Raw genomic sequence first — 16,121 nt, forward strand, 5'->3', positions numbered from 1 at the left:
AGGTCTTAGGTGCATACGCAATGGTTCCCAAAAAGGACCGTTTGTTGCATGATCAAAATTTAGGTCGATCTGATACTCTTTTCCCGAAAGTAGTCATTGGTCATGCATAGGTCAGAGTTCGCTAAGTCCACCGACCTACGTTTTTACCGAAAAATGCTTTGCTGTGCACGAATGGCCGCAATGGTGAGCCACGCCGCAGTATAGTGACGTGGCGGCCAAGGTCCGCTATGGGCCTATTCTGTTGAAAAACTCCCTAATTGGGGATTTGGAAATTCCTGCCAAAAGCACATCTTCGCTAAAACTTCGAGAGGATTGCCGCGTGGTGCTCCAAAACGCTTAGTCGTGGCCGGAAGCCCATTTTAGCCGAACCCCTCGCCAAAACCCTTTAGTTCCGCTGTATGGGCAAATATTTTCCGATTTTGCTGGAAATCGGAGTTTTTCAACAGAATAGGCCGTTCACGTCGATCTGGCAGTAGGGGCTTCTGGCAAGATTATGCTGCGTCGCCGCATGCCCTGTTCGAGTACTGAGTTGTAGGGCTTTCAAACCAGCCAGCGCACCAACAGCGGTACGATCAGGCTTGTCAGCAGAGCGTTCAGTGCCATGGCGATGCCCGCATAGGCCCCTGCCAGAGGGTTTACCTGAAATGCGCGGGCCGTCCCAATTCCATGTGCGGCAACACCGACGGCAAAACCTCGCGCCCGCCAGTCGGTGATCCGCAATAAATTCATCAAAGGCGTGACCGTCACAGCCCCGATGATCCCCGTCATAATGACCAACACTGCTGTCAGCGCCGGAATCCCTCCAATTGCTTCAGAGATGCCGAGAGCCACGGGCGCGGTAGTAGACTTTGGCGCCAATGACAGCAGGACCTCCATCGGCAGACCAAAGGCACGCGCCAGTATAATGGCCGAGCCTGCCGCGACGATCGAGCCTGTGAGCAAAGCCAGCACGATCGGCGCTACCGAGGTCCGGATTGTGTCTCGATTATCCCAAAGCGGTAAAGCCAACGCCACCGTCGCAGGACCGAGCAGGAAGTGGACGAATTGGTCATAATCTCTAAAGGCGTCAATCAGAGGTTGGAGTAGGGGAACAGCACGTTCCAAACCATCTTTGTCCATGCGTCGGACTCGGTTGGTGCGATAGACAACGTGTGCTCTGTTGCTGACCAGCTTTAGATCCCTTACCTGAAGGCCAGCCGCCTCTGACGTCCTACAGCCTGTGTAGAGCATCAAAAGACCAATCAGTCTGATTTCTATATTGTGGTGACTCTGGACGTGATGGAGGTAGTCGCGCCACTCATCAGGCTTAAAAGAACGCCTTCGTTCGGCCTCTTCTTTCTCTTGGTCCTTGTTTGATAGGCCTGAGAATGGATTAAAGACCGCAACCGTCATTTCTCTGTTCCAGCAGTTGATAACGGCACTAAAGCAGTTGTTGTAGCGGTTTCTTGTGCCTGCCTTCGGCCATGTAGCCCATAGCCAATCCCTGATGCTTTGACGGTCCAAGTCCCCAAGACTTAGTTCCATGCCTCCATTATGTTTTGCGAACTTTTCCAGCAGCTGACGAGTGGACTTTTCCCATGCGATCTCTTTAACAAGCTCACGCTTTTTCTCTTGCTTATTGGTTTTAATATATAGCTCAACAGCATCGCGCCAAGTTGCATGAGATGGAGCGTAACTCACGCCTTTGGCAATGGCATACGCAACCGCAAATGGGTGGTCTAGGTTAATAGCCTTGTATGGAGTTTGATAGCCTGCTGTTCCCCAAATACCCTCAGCGTAGTCTTTCTGCTGTTGCTCTTCATCGATAGAGTCATGCCTGATGTCTTCAGCCATAAAACCTATTTTATAGTCTAAGTTATCGTGCCACTCAGCTACTTTCTGAGGAAAAGCACTGATTTCTTCGGGGGTAGCAGACGCATCTAAGGTAGGGGCTTGATCTGGATGTATTCCCTCATCAATTGTGAGCTGTTTAGCAACTGCTGACGCCCTGTGTGACTGAATTACTTGTGGCCCACCTAAGGAAATCTCTGCTGCTTGGTGTGCTGCCATGTAACGTTCATTTTCTGCCACCCACTTTCTAGGGGCTTCAGCTTCACTGGTGGTGTTGAGCGACTGTTTCCACTCCGTCATCAGCTTACCACGCCTGTTATTAGGGAAGTGGGGCTGCAAACGTTTAGGGATTCGGCGGCGATACTCAAACCAGCCCGTAGGCGACCTAAATAGATAAGATATCTTAGACGCCATAAGTAAACCTGTGTGCCGAATGTGTACCGATCTTGTGTACCGAATACGACAATTAACCCATGTGGGTCAAAGATTTATGGTCATAATGAGGATAATTGGCTCCGGCGGTAGGGATCAAACCTACGACAAATTGATTAACAGACAACTGCTCAGTTAGACTGCATGATATATCCTTATACTCAGTCTGGGGCAGGGCCTACGGTGGCCTCTCTCGCAGCATTGGCGATAGTCATCTTGACGCCCTCAAGCCTATGAAATAGTAACCAATTACTGAGCGGGCGTTGTGTAATGGTTAAGACCCCAGTTTTCCAAACAAGTGTTCTGAGTTTCCCTGACATTCTTTTTCACTCCTAGTCATTCAATTCATTGACTTATGTTGTTCCTGCTGATGGACTGAGTGTCACGGACATTCAGTTCAAAACCGACAAAAAGCAGACAAAAATATGCCAAAGCTTTCTGAGACTTTTGCGAGCAGACTTCCTAATGCGAAAGCAGGGACGGATAAGTACTGGGACGCTGAGATCAAAGGGCTGGTGCTCTTTGTGGGGAAGCGCTCGAAGACCTGGTACTTTCAGAAGGACGTTGGCGGCCAGACCAAGCGTATTCTGATTGGTCGGTTTCCAATCATCTCAGCGCAAGCCGCACGGCAAACGGCGCTTGGGTTTGCCTTGGAGATGGGCAGAGGGGCAGGGAAGGCGGCCCAGCTCGGTGCGCCGACGTTAGAGGCGGCGATGGAGGGATACCTGGCACGTCCAAAGCTGCGTTCTGAGACCAACAAGATCGGGATGCGCGCCCAGCTTACGCTTCATCTGAAAGACTGGATGCGCCTGCCTCTGGACGAGATCAGCAAGGCGATGGCCGTGCGCCGTCATCACGACATGGCTGGATCGCCGTCGGCAGCTAATCATGTTCTTCGCAGCTTTCGCGCCATCTACAACCATGCCCGCCGGACTTGTGATTTACCAGAATGTCCAACGATGGCGATAGAGTGGTTTGAAGATAAGCCGGACGGGCGGATTATTGAGAACCTGAAGCACTGGCGGAAGACGATTGATGATCTGCCCAACCCAATCCATCGCGTATTCTACGAGCTGCTATTGTTTACCGGCCTTCGCAAAACTGAAGTGTTCACCTTGAAGTGGGAGCAGATACAGGAAGACCGCATTCATCTGCCAATGACGAAGAACGGGCGGAGTTTTGATCTTCCTATTTCGCAACTGCACCATGAGATCTTGGCACCGCTTCGTCCCCTGAGTAGAGATTGGGTGTTTCCGTCGCCAAAGTCAGAGTCAGGCCACATCACAAGGCCAGAAAGGCTCAAGTATAATCCACATATGCATCGCCGGACATTCGCGACAGTTGCGATGGAAGCAGGCGTTCTGGAAGAAATCGTAGGACGACTGCTCAATCATACGCCGTTGTCGATCACGGGACAGAGATATACACGACCGTCCTTGGATGCATTGCGTCCGTCGATGGAGATTGCGTGCGATGAATTGCGGCGACGAGCAGTTGGAAAAGAATAGGATAGAAGATGCGACGACAAGTACCTGAAGATGGAACGGACGAATTTTATGATCAGATCGACGGTATCTCGGCTGTCCTAGAACGTTTCTTTGGCGAGAATGTGAATTTCAAAGCAAAATCTGAAGCTTACAGTTTTCATGGGACCTATAGTACAATAAATGACGACGCCTGGACGCGAGCGGAGGCGCAAGACGTGCTCCTAGAACTAGAAGAGAGTCTCGTCAGGCTATCTCGGGCCTACAGCGCTCTCCCGGGGTCTCTACGCAGTGGGTTTGAAGATGATGCAAGTCAGGCCGATTGGTTGGCACAACAAGAATTCCTAAAGGTTACTAAGCTAGACTTGGTGACTAAAGCTCATTTGCCAAAGGAGCTCGGCAGACAAGCGGCTCTTGCGCTCCGAGATGTGAATGCCGGCAGCAGAGAGCTTATTCGAGGGATCCGCATCCTCAACAATCGACTTCCCGAAGGCATTCCAACACGAAATCGCCCAATAAGCGATTGGGCAATCGTAGAAGCAGCTGCCAAAATGTGTCGCTTTTATGGCTTCATGGACGTTCCGAATTCACTCGGTAAACAAAGCCCGTTCGGCCGGCTTCTTGAGGCGCTATTCGCGGTGCTTGGTGCTGAAACCACTCCAATCGGCGCTTTCAATGGTTGGAAGAAGGACTTCGATAGCAAATACGAAAAATTCGATTTGCTTGATATGGAGTGAACGTATCTCACAATGCAACTGTGCTCCAAGGAAACCATCAGGAGTAAAAGGCATTGCAACAGACCTACCTTACGGCCGGTGAGGCCGCTGACTACACAGGGCTAAGCAAGAGCTATCTTGCCAAACTTCGCATGTGCACAAACAAGAGGTCGGGGCCCCTGTTCGTTAAAATTGGTCTACGTGCTGTGCGATATCGTCGCGCGGATCTCGACGTTTGGATTGAAGCAAACTTAGTGAACGCTGCTGGCATCTAATCTCCTCCGGCCAGTTTCGCCCTGAGGCAAGCCAGAACATACACAAATAGTTTTATTGAAAAGATGTCAGTTTCTCGACTGGCAAATGGAGAGCCTATGTTTAAAGATACCCCGTCCGAACCTATTCCCCTCATGCGGCCGTTGCCGCAAGCGACGGAGGTTCCGCTCGCCGATCTCGGTCCTCTTATCGCGCCGATCACGGCGATCACGACGCTGACGCAGGCGCCTAAGGCCCTTGCCTTGCAAGGTGTGATGAATGCCATCAGCATTGCCGCTCAATCTCACGCGGACACTGAGACACTGTTTGGCAAAGCTCCTTTAAGCCTATTTGCATTTAGTGTCGCGGAGTCCAGCGCGAGGAAATCAAGCGTTGACGGACTTGCCATGCAGGCCATCCGGGTCTTCGAGAAACCCTTGCTCGCGAATTACGCGAAGAAGCTCGCTCTTTTCGAAGAACGCCAAATATCGAAAGACTGGGGGCGTGCAGGGAGGAACAGTATTGATGACGAAAGAAATAGTGCGTTGGTTGATGTTCCGTGCACTCAGCCGATCAGTCCCAAGATTTCGTTTGACGATATGACGTATGAGGGTCTTGTGCGGCACCTTGAATTCGGCCAGCCCTCGATCGGCCTTTCCTCCGACGAAGGTGGGAAGATCGTGGGCGGCTACTCCATGAGTGCGCAGAACCAGCTCGGTTTCGCAGCTGCTTTGAGCAACCTCTGGGACGGGAAAGACATCAACAAAGTCCGAGCGGGTGTCGGCGCCACTAACCTCGCCGGTCGCCGAATGTCGCTGCACTTGTCGATCCAGCCTTTGGTGGCGCAAAGGCTCTTCACGAATGACGAACTGCGCGACCAAGGTATTCTCTCACGAGTTCTGGTTGTCATGCCGGAGAGCCTGAAAGGCACGAGGTTTCTTTCTGAGGACGAGGAGGCCCTTCGTGAAAGGGAAGTCGCCAAGGAAGCAATGGGGATGTTTGGCGAAAGGATCGTCGCGCTTCTCGAGAAACTTCCCGCTGTCGCCAAGGACAACCACCTAGAGCTCACCCCTCGGACTTTGCAGCTCGAAGCAACGGCGCGGATGCGGCTGGTCGACTTTTACAACTTAGTCGAAACACAGCAATTGGAGGGCGGCCTCTATGCAAACATCTCCGGCTTCGCGGGCAAGGCGGCCGAGCAAGTCGCCCGCATTGCAGGCAACATCGCCCTGTTCGAAGACCCAGAGGCGCAGTTGATCAGTCTGGACCAGTTGGCGATTGGGATCACACTCATGGAGTTCTACCTCGCTGAAGCGGTTCGCATCTTCGATACTGGACACGTTTCGCAGAATCTTCTCGACGCAGAGGACCTCCGCAAGTGGCTATGTGACCGCTACGCTGATGATTTTGTCGACGTCAGTGAAATCTTGAAGCGCGGCCCTCGCAGGCTGAGAAGTTCTGAAAAGATCAAGGTCCTTATGCGGATTCTTGAAGAATACGGTCATCTTAAGCAGTCCGGTGGTGTGGTTGTCAGCATCAACGGTAGGAATTCCCGGAAGGCCTACCGCATCATCCGGAGCTAGCCTTGCTGCCGTCAGACGATGCGCGCGAATTGATCATGGAGGCGTTCCGCAATGCGGAGCGCTTTCCGCCGCCAATTGGGCGCTCCTACAGGCCAGCGAGGAATTCGCAACATTCGCAACATTCGCCGGGGATAAGGTGATAGACGAATACTGATAGGGCCTCTGATGACGAAAGTTGAAGGGATAGTCCTCTGAAAGTCCAAAAAGCTGCTGCTGGTGCTCTTTGATTGATCGGTGGCATTGTCCCGCAGAGCGGACGTCCGTAAACGGGATAGCGAAGGTCTGGAAAGCACCTAAGTCGGTGGCCAGTTGGCGGGGACCTAACCCAGTTAGTAAAAGGGGAGGGGTGGGTCAAATCGCTCCAGACTCTTCATGGCGCAGACCCACTACACCCCCACGCGCAGATTTTATTTCCCGGTAAGAGGTATTATCTAGTGAATGGTGACTTTTCCACCTTCGACAATAAGGGAATTGAGTGATTGTAATGTATATCGGGTTTAAACTGTTTAATTTCAGCAGCTTAAGTGCAGGCTCTTAGGGAGCTTCTCGCGACCATGCCTTTTTGGCCAAAGTTCAAATCGTTTTTCCCGAAACGTATAGTTATGGCCGGCTTTGTTGCACAAATCGTGCTCTGTAGGATTCACTGTATGAATCCAGTGTAGTAGCAAGCTGTTATGAGCAGCTGGACACCGACGAAGTACAAGACCCGGAACTGGGCGGATTACAATTTTTCACTCAAGCAACGAGGATCGTTATCGATCTGGTTTGATCCGCAGATGGTTTGGGAAGCGGACGCGTCTGGTCGAAGGGGGCGTCAGCAAACCTACAGTGATGCTGCCATTCAAGCTTGTCTAACCTTCAAAGTCTTGTTTGGTCTGCCCTTAAGGCAGACGACTGGGTTTGTAGAAAGCCTGCTGAAATTGGTTGGGCTGGATTGGGCGGTGCCGGACTTCAGCACATTGTGTCGGCGGCAAAGGACTTTGATCGTTGCTCTTCCATACCGAGGGTCAGCGGGGCCGCTGCACCTTCTGATCCCCTCTCATGGTTTGGCTAGCAAACCACTGCCGGGCAGTGGACAGCACAGGCATCAAAGCGGAGGGTGAAGGTGAGTGGAATGCGCGTAAGCATGGCGGGTCAAAACGCCGCCTCTGGCGCAAAATACATATCGGGATCGATGAGAAAACATTGGAAATACGTGCAATCGAGGCAACCAGCAGCAGCATTGGTGATGCGCCTGTGCTCCCTGATTTGCTCAACCAGATCCCACCAGACGAAGAGATCGGGAGTGTTACAGCGGACGGTGCATACGATACGCGCAAATGCCACGATGCGATTGCGGCACGCAATGCCCATGCAGTTATCCCGCCGCGCAAAAACGCCAAACTTTGGAAGCCTCCCTCTCATGGTTTGCAGGCAAACCACTGCCGGGCAGTGGACACGCCCGGTGCGAGGGCGCGAAACGAAGCAGTTCGATCCTCAAAGTATCTAGGAAGGGCATTGTGGCGGCAGCTGTCTGGATATCATCGCCGAAGCCGCGTTGAGACCAAAATGCATTGTGTGAAATTACTCGGCCAACGTCTCTCTGCACGAGACTTCGACCGGCAAGTTGCGGAAATCCAAATCCGTGCCGCAATCCTAAATGGCTTCACCGCTCTTGGCATACCCCAAACAGAAGCTGTACACTGAATCCGTCTGGGGTAAGGGTAAGCACGTCTTTAAGACGATTTGTGCAACAAAGCCAACCAACATGGAAAAGCGTCTAGTACAAAGCCTGATCATTCGAAACGATCTCGAAGAAGCGAAGTCCGAGATCGCGAAAAAAGGCCTCTCCCCTTCAATTGCTCACATAAGGCTTATCCCTTTTAGTCCGGTTGCCCCACATGTTGACGCGGCGCAGAGCCTCGCCCTTGTGACTTGAGAGGTGGATCGGACCAGTTTGTAACGTCTGGTGGATTTATTGGGCGTGGCTTTTGCCGTGAACGAGGGCCTTCAGGCGCGCTGTTCAACAAAATCACGATATGTCGCTGGCCCGAGACCAACACCGATCCCCAGCAGCGTGTCGAAGGCACTTCGCATGTGTCGCCGTCGGTTCCAGCGGAACACGAATTCGTCGAGATAGCGTTGTAGATGGCATTTTCTGAGGCCGTGGAAGACGCCTTTTGCCCATGTTTTCAGGTTGGAGAACACGCGGTGGACCCAGTGGAGTATGTCATGTGCCTTTTTGCCGCTGACGACCTTCGCCTCATGCGTGTTTGCAGGGGGGTTTTCGTAACCGAGCCAGCCGTCCGTGATGATGTGAGCGCCAGGTTCTACAGCCTGATCAATGAACCCGTGCAGCGTCTTCGACGCGCCGTTGGGAATGTGTTTCATCCTGATCCGGCGCGGATGTCCGTCACTTGATAACTCGACGGCACAGACGACAAACATCTTTCCGACCGGGCTCCGCCCACCCTTTGGCCGGTCCTTGGGATCATGCCGGGACCGGAACGGCATCTCTGTTTCATCGATTTCGACAAGGTCTTTCAGGGGGTTGCGGTCAGGGTTGACCATCGACCGCCGCAGCTTTTGCAAGAGGAGCCACGCCGTCTTGTAGCTGCCAAGGCCAAGTTGCGCCTGAAGTTGCAGCGCTGACATGCCGTTGGAATGACTGGTGATGATGTGCGCGGCAAGAAACCAAATTCGCAACGGCAAATGGCTGCTGTGCATCACCGTGCCAGCCGTCACGGATGTCTGCCGTGCGCAACCGGCACATTCCCAAGTCGCGCGGTTTCGCTTTAACGGCCAGCCCTTGCAGGTGCCACAGGAAGGACACACGAAGCCCTCAGGCCAACGATGTTCCGACAGATAATGAGAACACGCTTCCTCATCAGAGAACCGGGCGTCGAACGCCGGGCGGGACATGGGTTTGTCGTTTTTCCATCTGGCTGGCATAAGAAGAACAATACCAGAACATTGTAGATTGGCAAGCCGCGTCGCACTACATCAGGTGCCGCCGGAGCAAAGGGGATAAGCCTTTGCTCACATCAAGACCGCCTTTTTGGCATTTCACAATTTGTGCGAACTCGAGAGGTCTATCCGACCAATGTATGCTGAACATCGGGAACTTAAGGCGACCACATTTTCGTCTTAGCTAGATGAAATAAATCAGTTCCACTCTAAACATCGTTTGCAGCAATAATCGCGTCTGCGATCTCACCGATACTGCGCTGAGAGTTCTGGGATTTGTCGCGCAGGCGTTTGTACGCAGATTGCTCATCAATGCCTTTAGACTCCGACAGTAGCGCTACAGCTTGCTCTATTTTCCGTCGCGCTTTCAGCGTTTCATCGAGCGAGCGGACACGCGTTCGCAGTGTCGCCTCATGGCGCGCAAGGCCAATCGCTGTCGTCAGTGCAGCAAGGACACCAAAGATACGGATCGGTTTGGACAAGACGCCATGCACGTGCAGCCGTTCTAACGCGTTCAGAATTTCAGGCGTCTCGAAGGAGATAATCGCGATGCGGGCAATATCGCCTGCATTGGCCATCCAAGACACTGTGTTAGCATCGCGGTTGGGACCCAGAAGGAACAGCACAACATCCGCGTAATCGGGCAAGGAATCAGGTGCGGGCCAAACCATGTCGACTTGGCAACCGATCCGTTTTAGATGCGCCACAAGTGTAGCACGCTCTTCATCATCGGGATGTATAACAAGAATACGCATGCGACGCAGCCGCCGCACCAGATCATCCGTTTTGGTTGGAAAGCTGCTCAACCGGCTACTCGGGTTGTGATCGAGCGATCATAAGCCACAAGGTAGGGGTCGGGTGCTGCAACTTTCGGGCTATCCCAGACGACATCGAATGTGCCGTCCGTGCGCGAGAGACCAATGTGGGGGCGTAGCGTAAAATGGTTGGTGTCCATGTCGATAGACAGGTCACCACCCGGTGCTTTGAACACAGAGCCAGATAGGGCTTGCAGGACACTTCTTGTGTCGACTTTGCCGTTAAGTCTCGCCGCGTTCGCGTAAAAATGAACAAGCGAATAGCCTACTTCGCTATAGACACTTGGGCCTGCATTCACGCCATATTTCTCTTGAAACGCCGAGACAAACGTAGGGTTCTGTGGCGTTTCAACCGATGCAAAGTACGAGGCGATAGAGATATGGCCGCTTCGCGCACCTCGGCCAACCTTCATCAATTCGGTTTCGGTCGTCGTCAGCGAGGCAATCGGAACCGATTTCTCACGCAAACCACTTTCCGCGTAGAGATCATATAGCGCCACACTGTCCCCTCCGACCATCGTCGACAGGACCGCGTTAGTTTGATCAACACCGCATTGCGCAATTGCCGCCCGTATCTCGCCTGTCTCAGCGGAAAAGGGGAGGTAGACTTCGGCGACGACGTCACCACCGCTTTCGGACAAGAACTCTTTCACAATCCGATTGATTTCTCGCGCATAAAGCGTGTCTGAGCCGATCAGAGAAATGCTACGTCCGTGATGCTCAAACACATACTCAAGAAGGGGTGGCACGATCTGGTTGGGCACAGCGCCCCCATAGATGACGTTTGGAGAATACTCAAAACCCTCGTAGACAGATGGGTAAAATAACACGCCGTCAAAGCGTTCAATCAACGGCAGAACAGCCTTACGGCTCGTTGATAGACAGCACCCAAAGATCGTTTTGACCCCATAGTTGACCAGCAGGTCCGTGGCCATTTCGGCGTATTTTCGGTCGTCGCCTTCGGGGTTCATCAAAATCGGCTCTATCTGCCGTCCACGGATGCCCCCCCCTTCGTTGATCTCTTCGCAAGCTAACAGAACCCCGTTGATGTGCGCGGTCTCTGTCACGGCCATACTGCCCGTTTGCGAGAATAAAACGCCTACTTTGACAGTCTCTTTCACGATGTTTTATCCCGCCTTTTTTATGTTTTGATCAATAACTTTGGCCGCTGCCAAAAGCTCTTCATCTCCACTCGGTTTACCCATCAACATCATTCCAATCGGCAGTCCCGCATGTGATTTCCCAACTGGTATCGTTAGACATGGTAACCCAGCAAGATTTCCGAGCCAACAAAACCATGTCATGCTGTCTTGAGTTGTCACACGACGGCCACCAAATTCTTGCCAACCATCGCCGTGCTTGGGCGCGGTTACAGGCAGAGTGGGTAGGACTAACACATTCCAATCGGGCATATCATTCATCAACGCAGGCATCAGCTGTGCGCGAATTTTTTGAGCCACTAACAATTCAGTCGCACCGATTTGCTCTCCCGCTTCAAGATGTGCGCGCGTGACAGAGCTAAAGCCTGCTGGTTCCTGCGCCATCAAAGCCTGGTGATAAGATGAGGCTTCGCAGTGCAGGATCGCTTCCCATGATGCTAAATACTGATCGATATTACTGAGCGAAGCCTGCGTGACGTCAGTTTTGCTACGCAATAGTGCCGTATTGATGGCTTCATCAACGTCTGTGGCTCGCTCAAGCCCCGGCCCAGATAAGTTCAGCACTTTGATCGTGTTTGGCGCAGGCGCCTCGTTGAATGTGCCCGCCCCAGACGTGGAGTGATCCGCTGGATCAGCCCCAAGAACATAAGGCAACAAATGCACAATATCTTGCAACGATGTGGCCATTGGCCCCGGGGCATCTAATGACCAACTCAGCGGCAGAACACCATGGCGAGACGCACGGCCATAGCTGGGCTTGAACCCATAAATACCACAGGCAGAAGATGGGATGCGGATTGAGCCGCCTGTATCACTGCCGAAGGCAGCTGAAACGATGCCACCCGCGACTGCCGCACCTGATCCTCCGCTGCTGCCACCGGTGATATGATCGATGTTGTGCGGGTTACGCGTTGGGCCGATGTTGGACGTCGTATTGGTTGCGCCGAATGCCCATTCGTGCATATTGGTCTTCCCAAAAATCACCGCACCTGCCGCACGCAAGTTTGCAACAATCGTGGCGTCCTGACCCGTGGGTTCTAACGGTTTGGCATTCGAACAAGCCGTCGTTGGGTAGTCTTTGGTCAGATAGTTGTCCTTTATCGCGATGGGGATGCCGTCAATCGGGCTCAACGCCTCACCCCGCGCTCGCCTCTGGTTTGCCGCTTTGGCCTGTGCCATCACGATGCCTGCATCAAGTGCTGCAAACGCATTCAAGTCGGCGTGTTGCGCCGCGCGCGCAAGGGACTGTTTTGCCAGGGAGAGCGGCGTCTGCGTCCCCGCGGCCAAAGCGGCAATCATATCCGTCAGGCTCTCATTTCGATGTATCATGATGTACCACCGGCTTAAAAAGGTGCGCGGGTTCGGAAAACTGGCCGCCTGTAGCGCGAGACAGTCCCGCACGAATACGGCGCAGGGTGGCAGCGATCCGCTTCTGCTGATCCTCGGTGAGTTTCTCGGCCATTGCCTATACCCCCAACAATTCTTGCTGGAGCGCTTTGTCTGCACGTAAACTATCGCGGTCTGTCTCCATGCGGATCGCACCTTTTTCCATGACATAAGCGCGATCGGCAATGGACAGGCAGAAATCAAGGTTCTGCTCTGCTACCAAAATCGCTATCTCACGATCCTTATTGATCCGCTTTAAGACGCCAGCCATTTCATCAATGATAGATGGCTGGACACCCTCTGTCGGCTCATCAAGCAACAGGATTTTGGGACGAATGGCCAAGGCGCGCGAGAGGGCGAGAATCTGTTGTTGACCGCCCGACAGCCCACCGGCCAGGTCGTTTGCCTTCGGTTGCAGCAGTGGGAAGTCTTCCATCATTTCCGCAACCGTTTCTTTCGCATCAAACCCGTTTGAAGCAGCAGCCACAGCGATGTTTTCCGTTACTGTCATACGTGGGAATACGAAGCGGCCTTGTGGCACATATCCCAGACCGAGCCGCGCGCGTTTCGCAGGCGATGGTGGTGCTCTCTCGCCCCCGATCTCAACTGTGCCAGCCTCTGCCTTGATCAGCCCCGTCGCATAGCGCATTAGTGTCGATTTTCCAACGCCGTTGCGCCCCAGCAGGGCGACCATTTCGCCTGCTTTGACATTGATAGACACGTCTCTAATGATGGTGGTCTTGCCGTAGCCACCCGTGGCCGCTGTGATTTTAAACATGCTCGCCCCGCCCCAGATAAATGTCGAGAACAGCATCGTTCGCGCGCAGTGTTTCAATATCGCCTTCGGCAAACAATTTGCCCTGGTGAAGGACCGTCACGTGGCCTTCAAGCGTTCTGACAAACTCCATGTCATGCTCAACCACCACGACCGTCGTGTGTTTGGCCAAGGTGCGTACCAGTAAGGATAACTCGCGGGTTTCCTCATTTGTCATGCCGGCCGCAGGCTCATCCAACAGCACGACACGCGGCGCAAGGCACAGCACCATCCCGATATCGAGCCATTGTTGTTGACCATGCGATAGCGCAGACGCCTGAACAGCGCTTTGGCCATCCATACCCAGCATGCCCAAGATACGCGTCGCAACCACATCGGCTGCCCGCCCGTCTTTGGTGCGCGCGTAGGCCGCGATCCACAGGTTCTGCATGACGGTGTTGTCGCCAAACACCTGCGGTTTTTGGTTTTTGACGCCCATACCTTTGCGGACACGATCAAAGATAGCCGCCTTGGTGATATCATCGTCGCCCAACAGGATTTTGCCACCTTCAGGCCGGTAGATTCCCACGCAGGTTTTTAAAAACGAACTTTTGCCAGCGCCGTTTGGTCCGATCAGCGAATAGGGTTTGCCTGGTGTAAAGTTGCGACTGACTTTGTTGACGGGAATGACACCGCCGAATTGTTTGAACGCCTCATCCGTCACAAGGTTCTTGGCAGGGCCGGCTTGTGCTGTTGCCTCTGCCAGGATGGCATCCAACACATCTGTGTCGATCTTGACAGCACCCGCATTGCGCGCCGCTTCGTTCGGGTCAGGCAGGTAACGCATCCACAGCTTATTGAGCGCACCAAGAAAGCCGTTTTGCAGGAACAAGACGAGCAAGATCAGGATGGCACCGAGGATCAACGTGGTTTGACCACCCGCAGCACCACCGCCAAGCCAGAAGGACAGAGCGCCAATGACGATGGCCCCAAGGAACGGACCTGCAAGTGTGCCCAGTCCTCCAACCAAGACGTAGATTGGGATCAACAATGCCTCTTGAACAGAAAAGATAGACGGGTTCAGGTAGTTCGCCCAAAGCGCAAACAGCGCACCCGCGATCCCTGCGATTGCGCCTGAGTAAGCAAAGTTGAGAACTTGGATTTTGCGAATATCATAGCCAAGTAGCTCAGTTTTTTCGATGTCGATACGGATGCAATCGACAACCTTGCCAAAGTTGCTGCGCATTAACCAGTGGGTGAAAAAGTATACAGCAGCGCTGACGACAACGACAGTTGCAAACGCCCCATTCGGCTTAAGCTTGCCGGCCTCTGCCCCGAACCCCAGAATAATCCCTGGTATGTTGGATAGCCCGTTGTCCCCACCAATTGTTGCTTCGCCAACATCCAGTTTGAACGTCTGCGTAACAGACCACAAAAGCAGCGTGAAGGTGTAGGACAGGATCGTGCTTTGGAGCTCGCCCATACGCGAATAGAAGATGATGTATCCCAACGCAGCGGCGATCAAGGCACCAAAGACTGCGGCAGCGGGCAGAGCCCAAACCAAAGTCATGCCAAATGACGGTGCCATGTTGATGGCGATAACTGCGCCAAAGTATCCGCCCAAGCCGTAAAAGGCCGTTTGCGCGAGACTAAGCAGGCCACCACGCCCCCAGATCACGTCAAGGCTGAGGCCAAGAAGACCAAAAATGATCCACGAAGTTGCAACAAAGGCGAGGTAGGGGTCGAGTGAGCCTGAAATAGCTAAGGCGATGAGTGTGGCGAGGATCGGAAATACCAATCCTGACCTTCGGTGAAGTTTTTCAAACATGCTATGGTGCCTTTACAACTTGCGACGCCACTTGGACGAAATACCCCTTGGGTACAGCCACAGCAGCAAAGCAGTTATGAGGAAGAAGAAAACGTCGCCGATCACAGACGTCATGAAACTGGCGGTAATGGACGCGCCACCGCCAAGCCCGAGGGCAGTCATCGCTGTGCCGGTAATGGCGACAGGGCCTGCAACCACAACGACCAAGAAGCCCTTCACTGCGAAGAATAGCCCCATTGAGGGGGTCGCGGGAATGATAGGCACCAAAATCGCACCGGCAAAGCCGGCAAGACCACATCCGATGGCGAATGTCAGCGTATTGACCCGCGAACTGTCTATACCAATGGCCTGCGCCATTTCAGGCTGTTGGATAGAGGCCCGCGCCTTCATGCCGTAGACGGTCTTGGTCATCAAAAAGTAGGCGAAAATCAGCATTGCAGCGGCCACGCCAATCATCGCGATGGGATAAACCGCAAGGCTATAGTCACCGATCTTAAAGTTCCATTGTGGCATCCCGATGCCCGGTGTGACGGTTCCGAACAGCAAAACGGCCATTTGGTTGAACACCATTCCAAGCCCCCAAGTGGCCAGCATCGTATCAAAGATGCGCCCGTAGAGACGCCGAATAATCAGCAACTCGACAATGGCTCCAATCAACATCGTCATCGCAACGGCAAAGGGGATAGCCAAGACGAAGGGCAGCCCGATCTGAGTTGCAGTCAGCGCGGAGTACGCCCCGACCATTAGGAATTCACCGTGGGCGAGGTTGATAACACCCATCAGCCCGTAAACGACCGCAAGGCCAAGCGTGGCGATCAACAAAATTGACGCGCTAGAAAGCGACGACAGTAAAACCGTCACCAAAAAATCGAGTTCCATGCTTTCCTCCCGAAAGCGGTGCGCCCGTGCAAACAGTAGGGCGCACCATTTTGGTT

13 protein-coding genes and 2 pseudogenes are annotated in these 16,121 nt (G+C 53.3%); 5 read left to right on the plus strand and 10 right to left on the minus strand.

Annotated features, from left to right (window positions below; translation table 11 throughout):
* Positions 1–540: 540 nt before the first annotated feature.
* Both OAN307_RS31240 and OAN307_RS31245 read right to left on the minus strand, forming a co-directional pair.
* Positions 541–2,049: an LrgB family protein gene (locus tag OAN307_RS31240; protein ID WP_408634944.1), complete on the minus strand. Its 1,509-nt coding sequence runs from the start codon at positions 2,047–2,049 to the stop codon at positions 541–543.
* Between the two features lie 15 nt (positions 2,050–2,064).
* Positions 2,065–2,244, minus strand: a pseudogene (locus OAN307_RS31245) (DUF6538 domain-containing protein); the annotation flags it as partial.
* Positions 2,245–2,687: 443 nt separating this feature from the next.
* Here OAN307_RS31245 and OAN307_RS10030 point away from each other — a divergent pair.
* The 5 genes and pseudogenes from OAN307_RS10030 (at position 2,688) to OAN307_RS26195 (ending at position 7,983) form a co-directional block, all read left to right on the plus strand.
* Entirely contained in the window at positions 2,688–3,770 is a 1,083-nt protein-coding gene (locus tag OAN307_RS10030) for a tyrosine-type recombinase/integrase (RefSeq protein ID WP_015499651.1), read from the plus strand.
* An 8-nt stretch (positions 3,771–3,778) separates the two neighbouring features.
* A complete protein-coding gene (locus OAN307_RS10035; RefSeq protein WP_015499652.1) occupies positions 3,779–4,483 on the plus strand; it encodes a hypothetical protein in 705 nt (234 codons plus the stop codon).
* 53 nt (positions 4,484–4,536) lie between these two features.
* Positions 4,537–4,737, plus strand: a complete 201-nt coding sequence (locus tag OAN307_RS31250) for a helix-turn-helix transcriptional regulator (RefSeq protein ID WP_015499653.1) — start codon at positions 4,537–4,539, stop codon at positions 4,735–4,737.
* A 96-nt stretch (positions 4,738–4,833) separates the two neighbouring features.
* Positions 4,834–6,297, plus strand: a complete 1,464-nt coding sequence (locus OAN307_RS10040; RefSeq protein WP_015499654.1) for a YfjI family protein — start codon at positions 4,834–4,836, stop codon at positions 6,295–6,297.
* Positions 6,298–6,971: 674 nt separating this feature from the next.
* Positions 6,972–7,983, plus strand: a pseudogene (locus OAN307_RS26195) (IS5 family transposase).
* A 303-nt stretch (positions 7,984–8,286) separates the two neighbouring features.
* Here OAN307_RS26195 and OAN307_RS10050 read toward each other — a convergent pair.
* The 8 genes from OAN307_RS10050 to OAN307_RS10080 form a co-directional block, all read right to left on the minus strand.
* The gene (locus OAN307_RS10050) at positions 8,287–9,228 is read right to left on the minus strand and encodes an IS1595 family transposase (protein ID WP_015499656.1); all 942 of its coding nucleotides are present in this window, start codon (positions 9,226–9,228) and stop codon (positions 8,287–8,289) included.
* A 224-nt stretch (positions 9,229–9,452) separates the two neighbouring features.
* Positions 9,453–10,049, minus strand: coding sequence for an ANTAR domain-containing response regulator (locus OAN307_RS10055; protein WP_217564387.1), 597 nt, complete (start codon positions 10,047–10,049; stop codon positions 9,453–9,455).
* On the minus strand, positions 10,046–11,179 hold the full coding sequence (locus tag OAN307_RS10060; protein WP_015499658.1) for a transporter substrate-binding domain-containing protein: 1,134 nt from the start codon (positions 11,177–11,179) through the stop codon (positions 10,046–10,048). Before OAN307_RS10060 ends, OAN307_RS10055 begins: the two co-directional genes overlap by 4 nt.
* 6 nt (positions 11,180–11,185) lie before the next feature.
* Positions 11,186–12,547 carry an amidase gene (locus OAN307_RS10065; RefSeq protein WP_015499659.1) on the minus strand — a complete coding sequence of 454 codons (1,362 nt, stop codon included), beginning with the start codon at positions 12,545–12,547 and terminating at the stop codon, positions 11,186–11,188.
* On the minus strand, positions 12,531–12,680 hold the full coding sequence (locus OAN307_RS28920; protein ID WP_187292569.1) for a hypothetical protein: 150 nt from the start codon (positions 12,678–12,680) through the stop codon (positions 12,531–12,533). The genes OAN307_RS10065 and OAN307_RS28920 overlap by 17 nt, the downstream gene beginning before the upstream one ends.
* A 3-nt stretch (positions 12,681–12,683) precedes the next feature.
* On the minus strand, positions 12,684–13,382 hold the full coding sequence (locus tag OAN307_RS10070; protein WP_015499660.1) for an ABC transporter ATP-binding protein: 699 nt from the start codon (positions 13,380–13,382) through the stop codon (positions 12,684–12,686).
* Positions 13,375–15,186, minus strand: coding sequence for an ABC transporter permease subunit (locus OAN307_RS10075; protein WP_015499661.1), 1,812 nt, complete (start codon positions 15,184–15,186; stop codon positions 13,375–13,377). The genes OAN307_RS10070 and OAN307_RS10075 overlap by 8 nt, the downstream gene beginning before the upstream one ends.
* 12 nt (positions 15,187–15,198) lie before the next feature.
* Positions 15,199–16,065 carry a branched-chain amino acid ABC transporter permease gene (locus OAN307_RS10080; RefSeq protein ID WP_015499662.1) on the minus strand — a complete coding sequence of 289 codons (867 nt, stop codon included), beginning with the start codon at positions 16,063–16,065 and terminating at the stop codon, positions 15,199–15,201.
* Between the last annotated feature and the right edge of the window lie 56 nt (positions 16,066–16,121).

Origin of the sequence: Octadecabacter antarcticus 307 (assembly GCF_000155675.2) — a bacterium.
Classification (GTDB): Bacteria; Pseudomonadota; Alphaproteobacteria; order Rhodobacterales; family Rhodobacteraceae; genus Octadecabacter; species Octadecabacter antarcticus.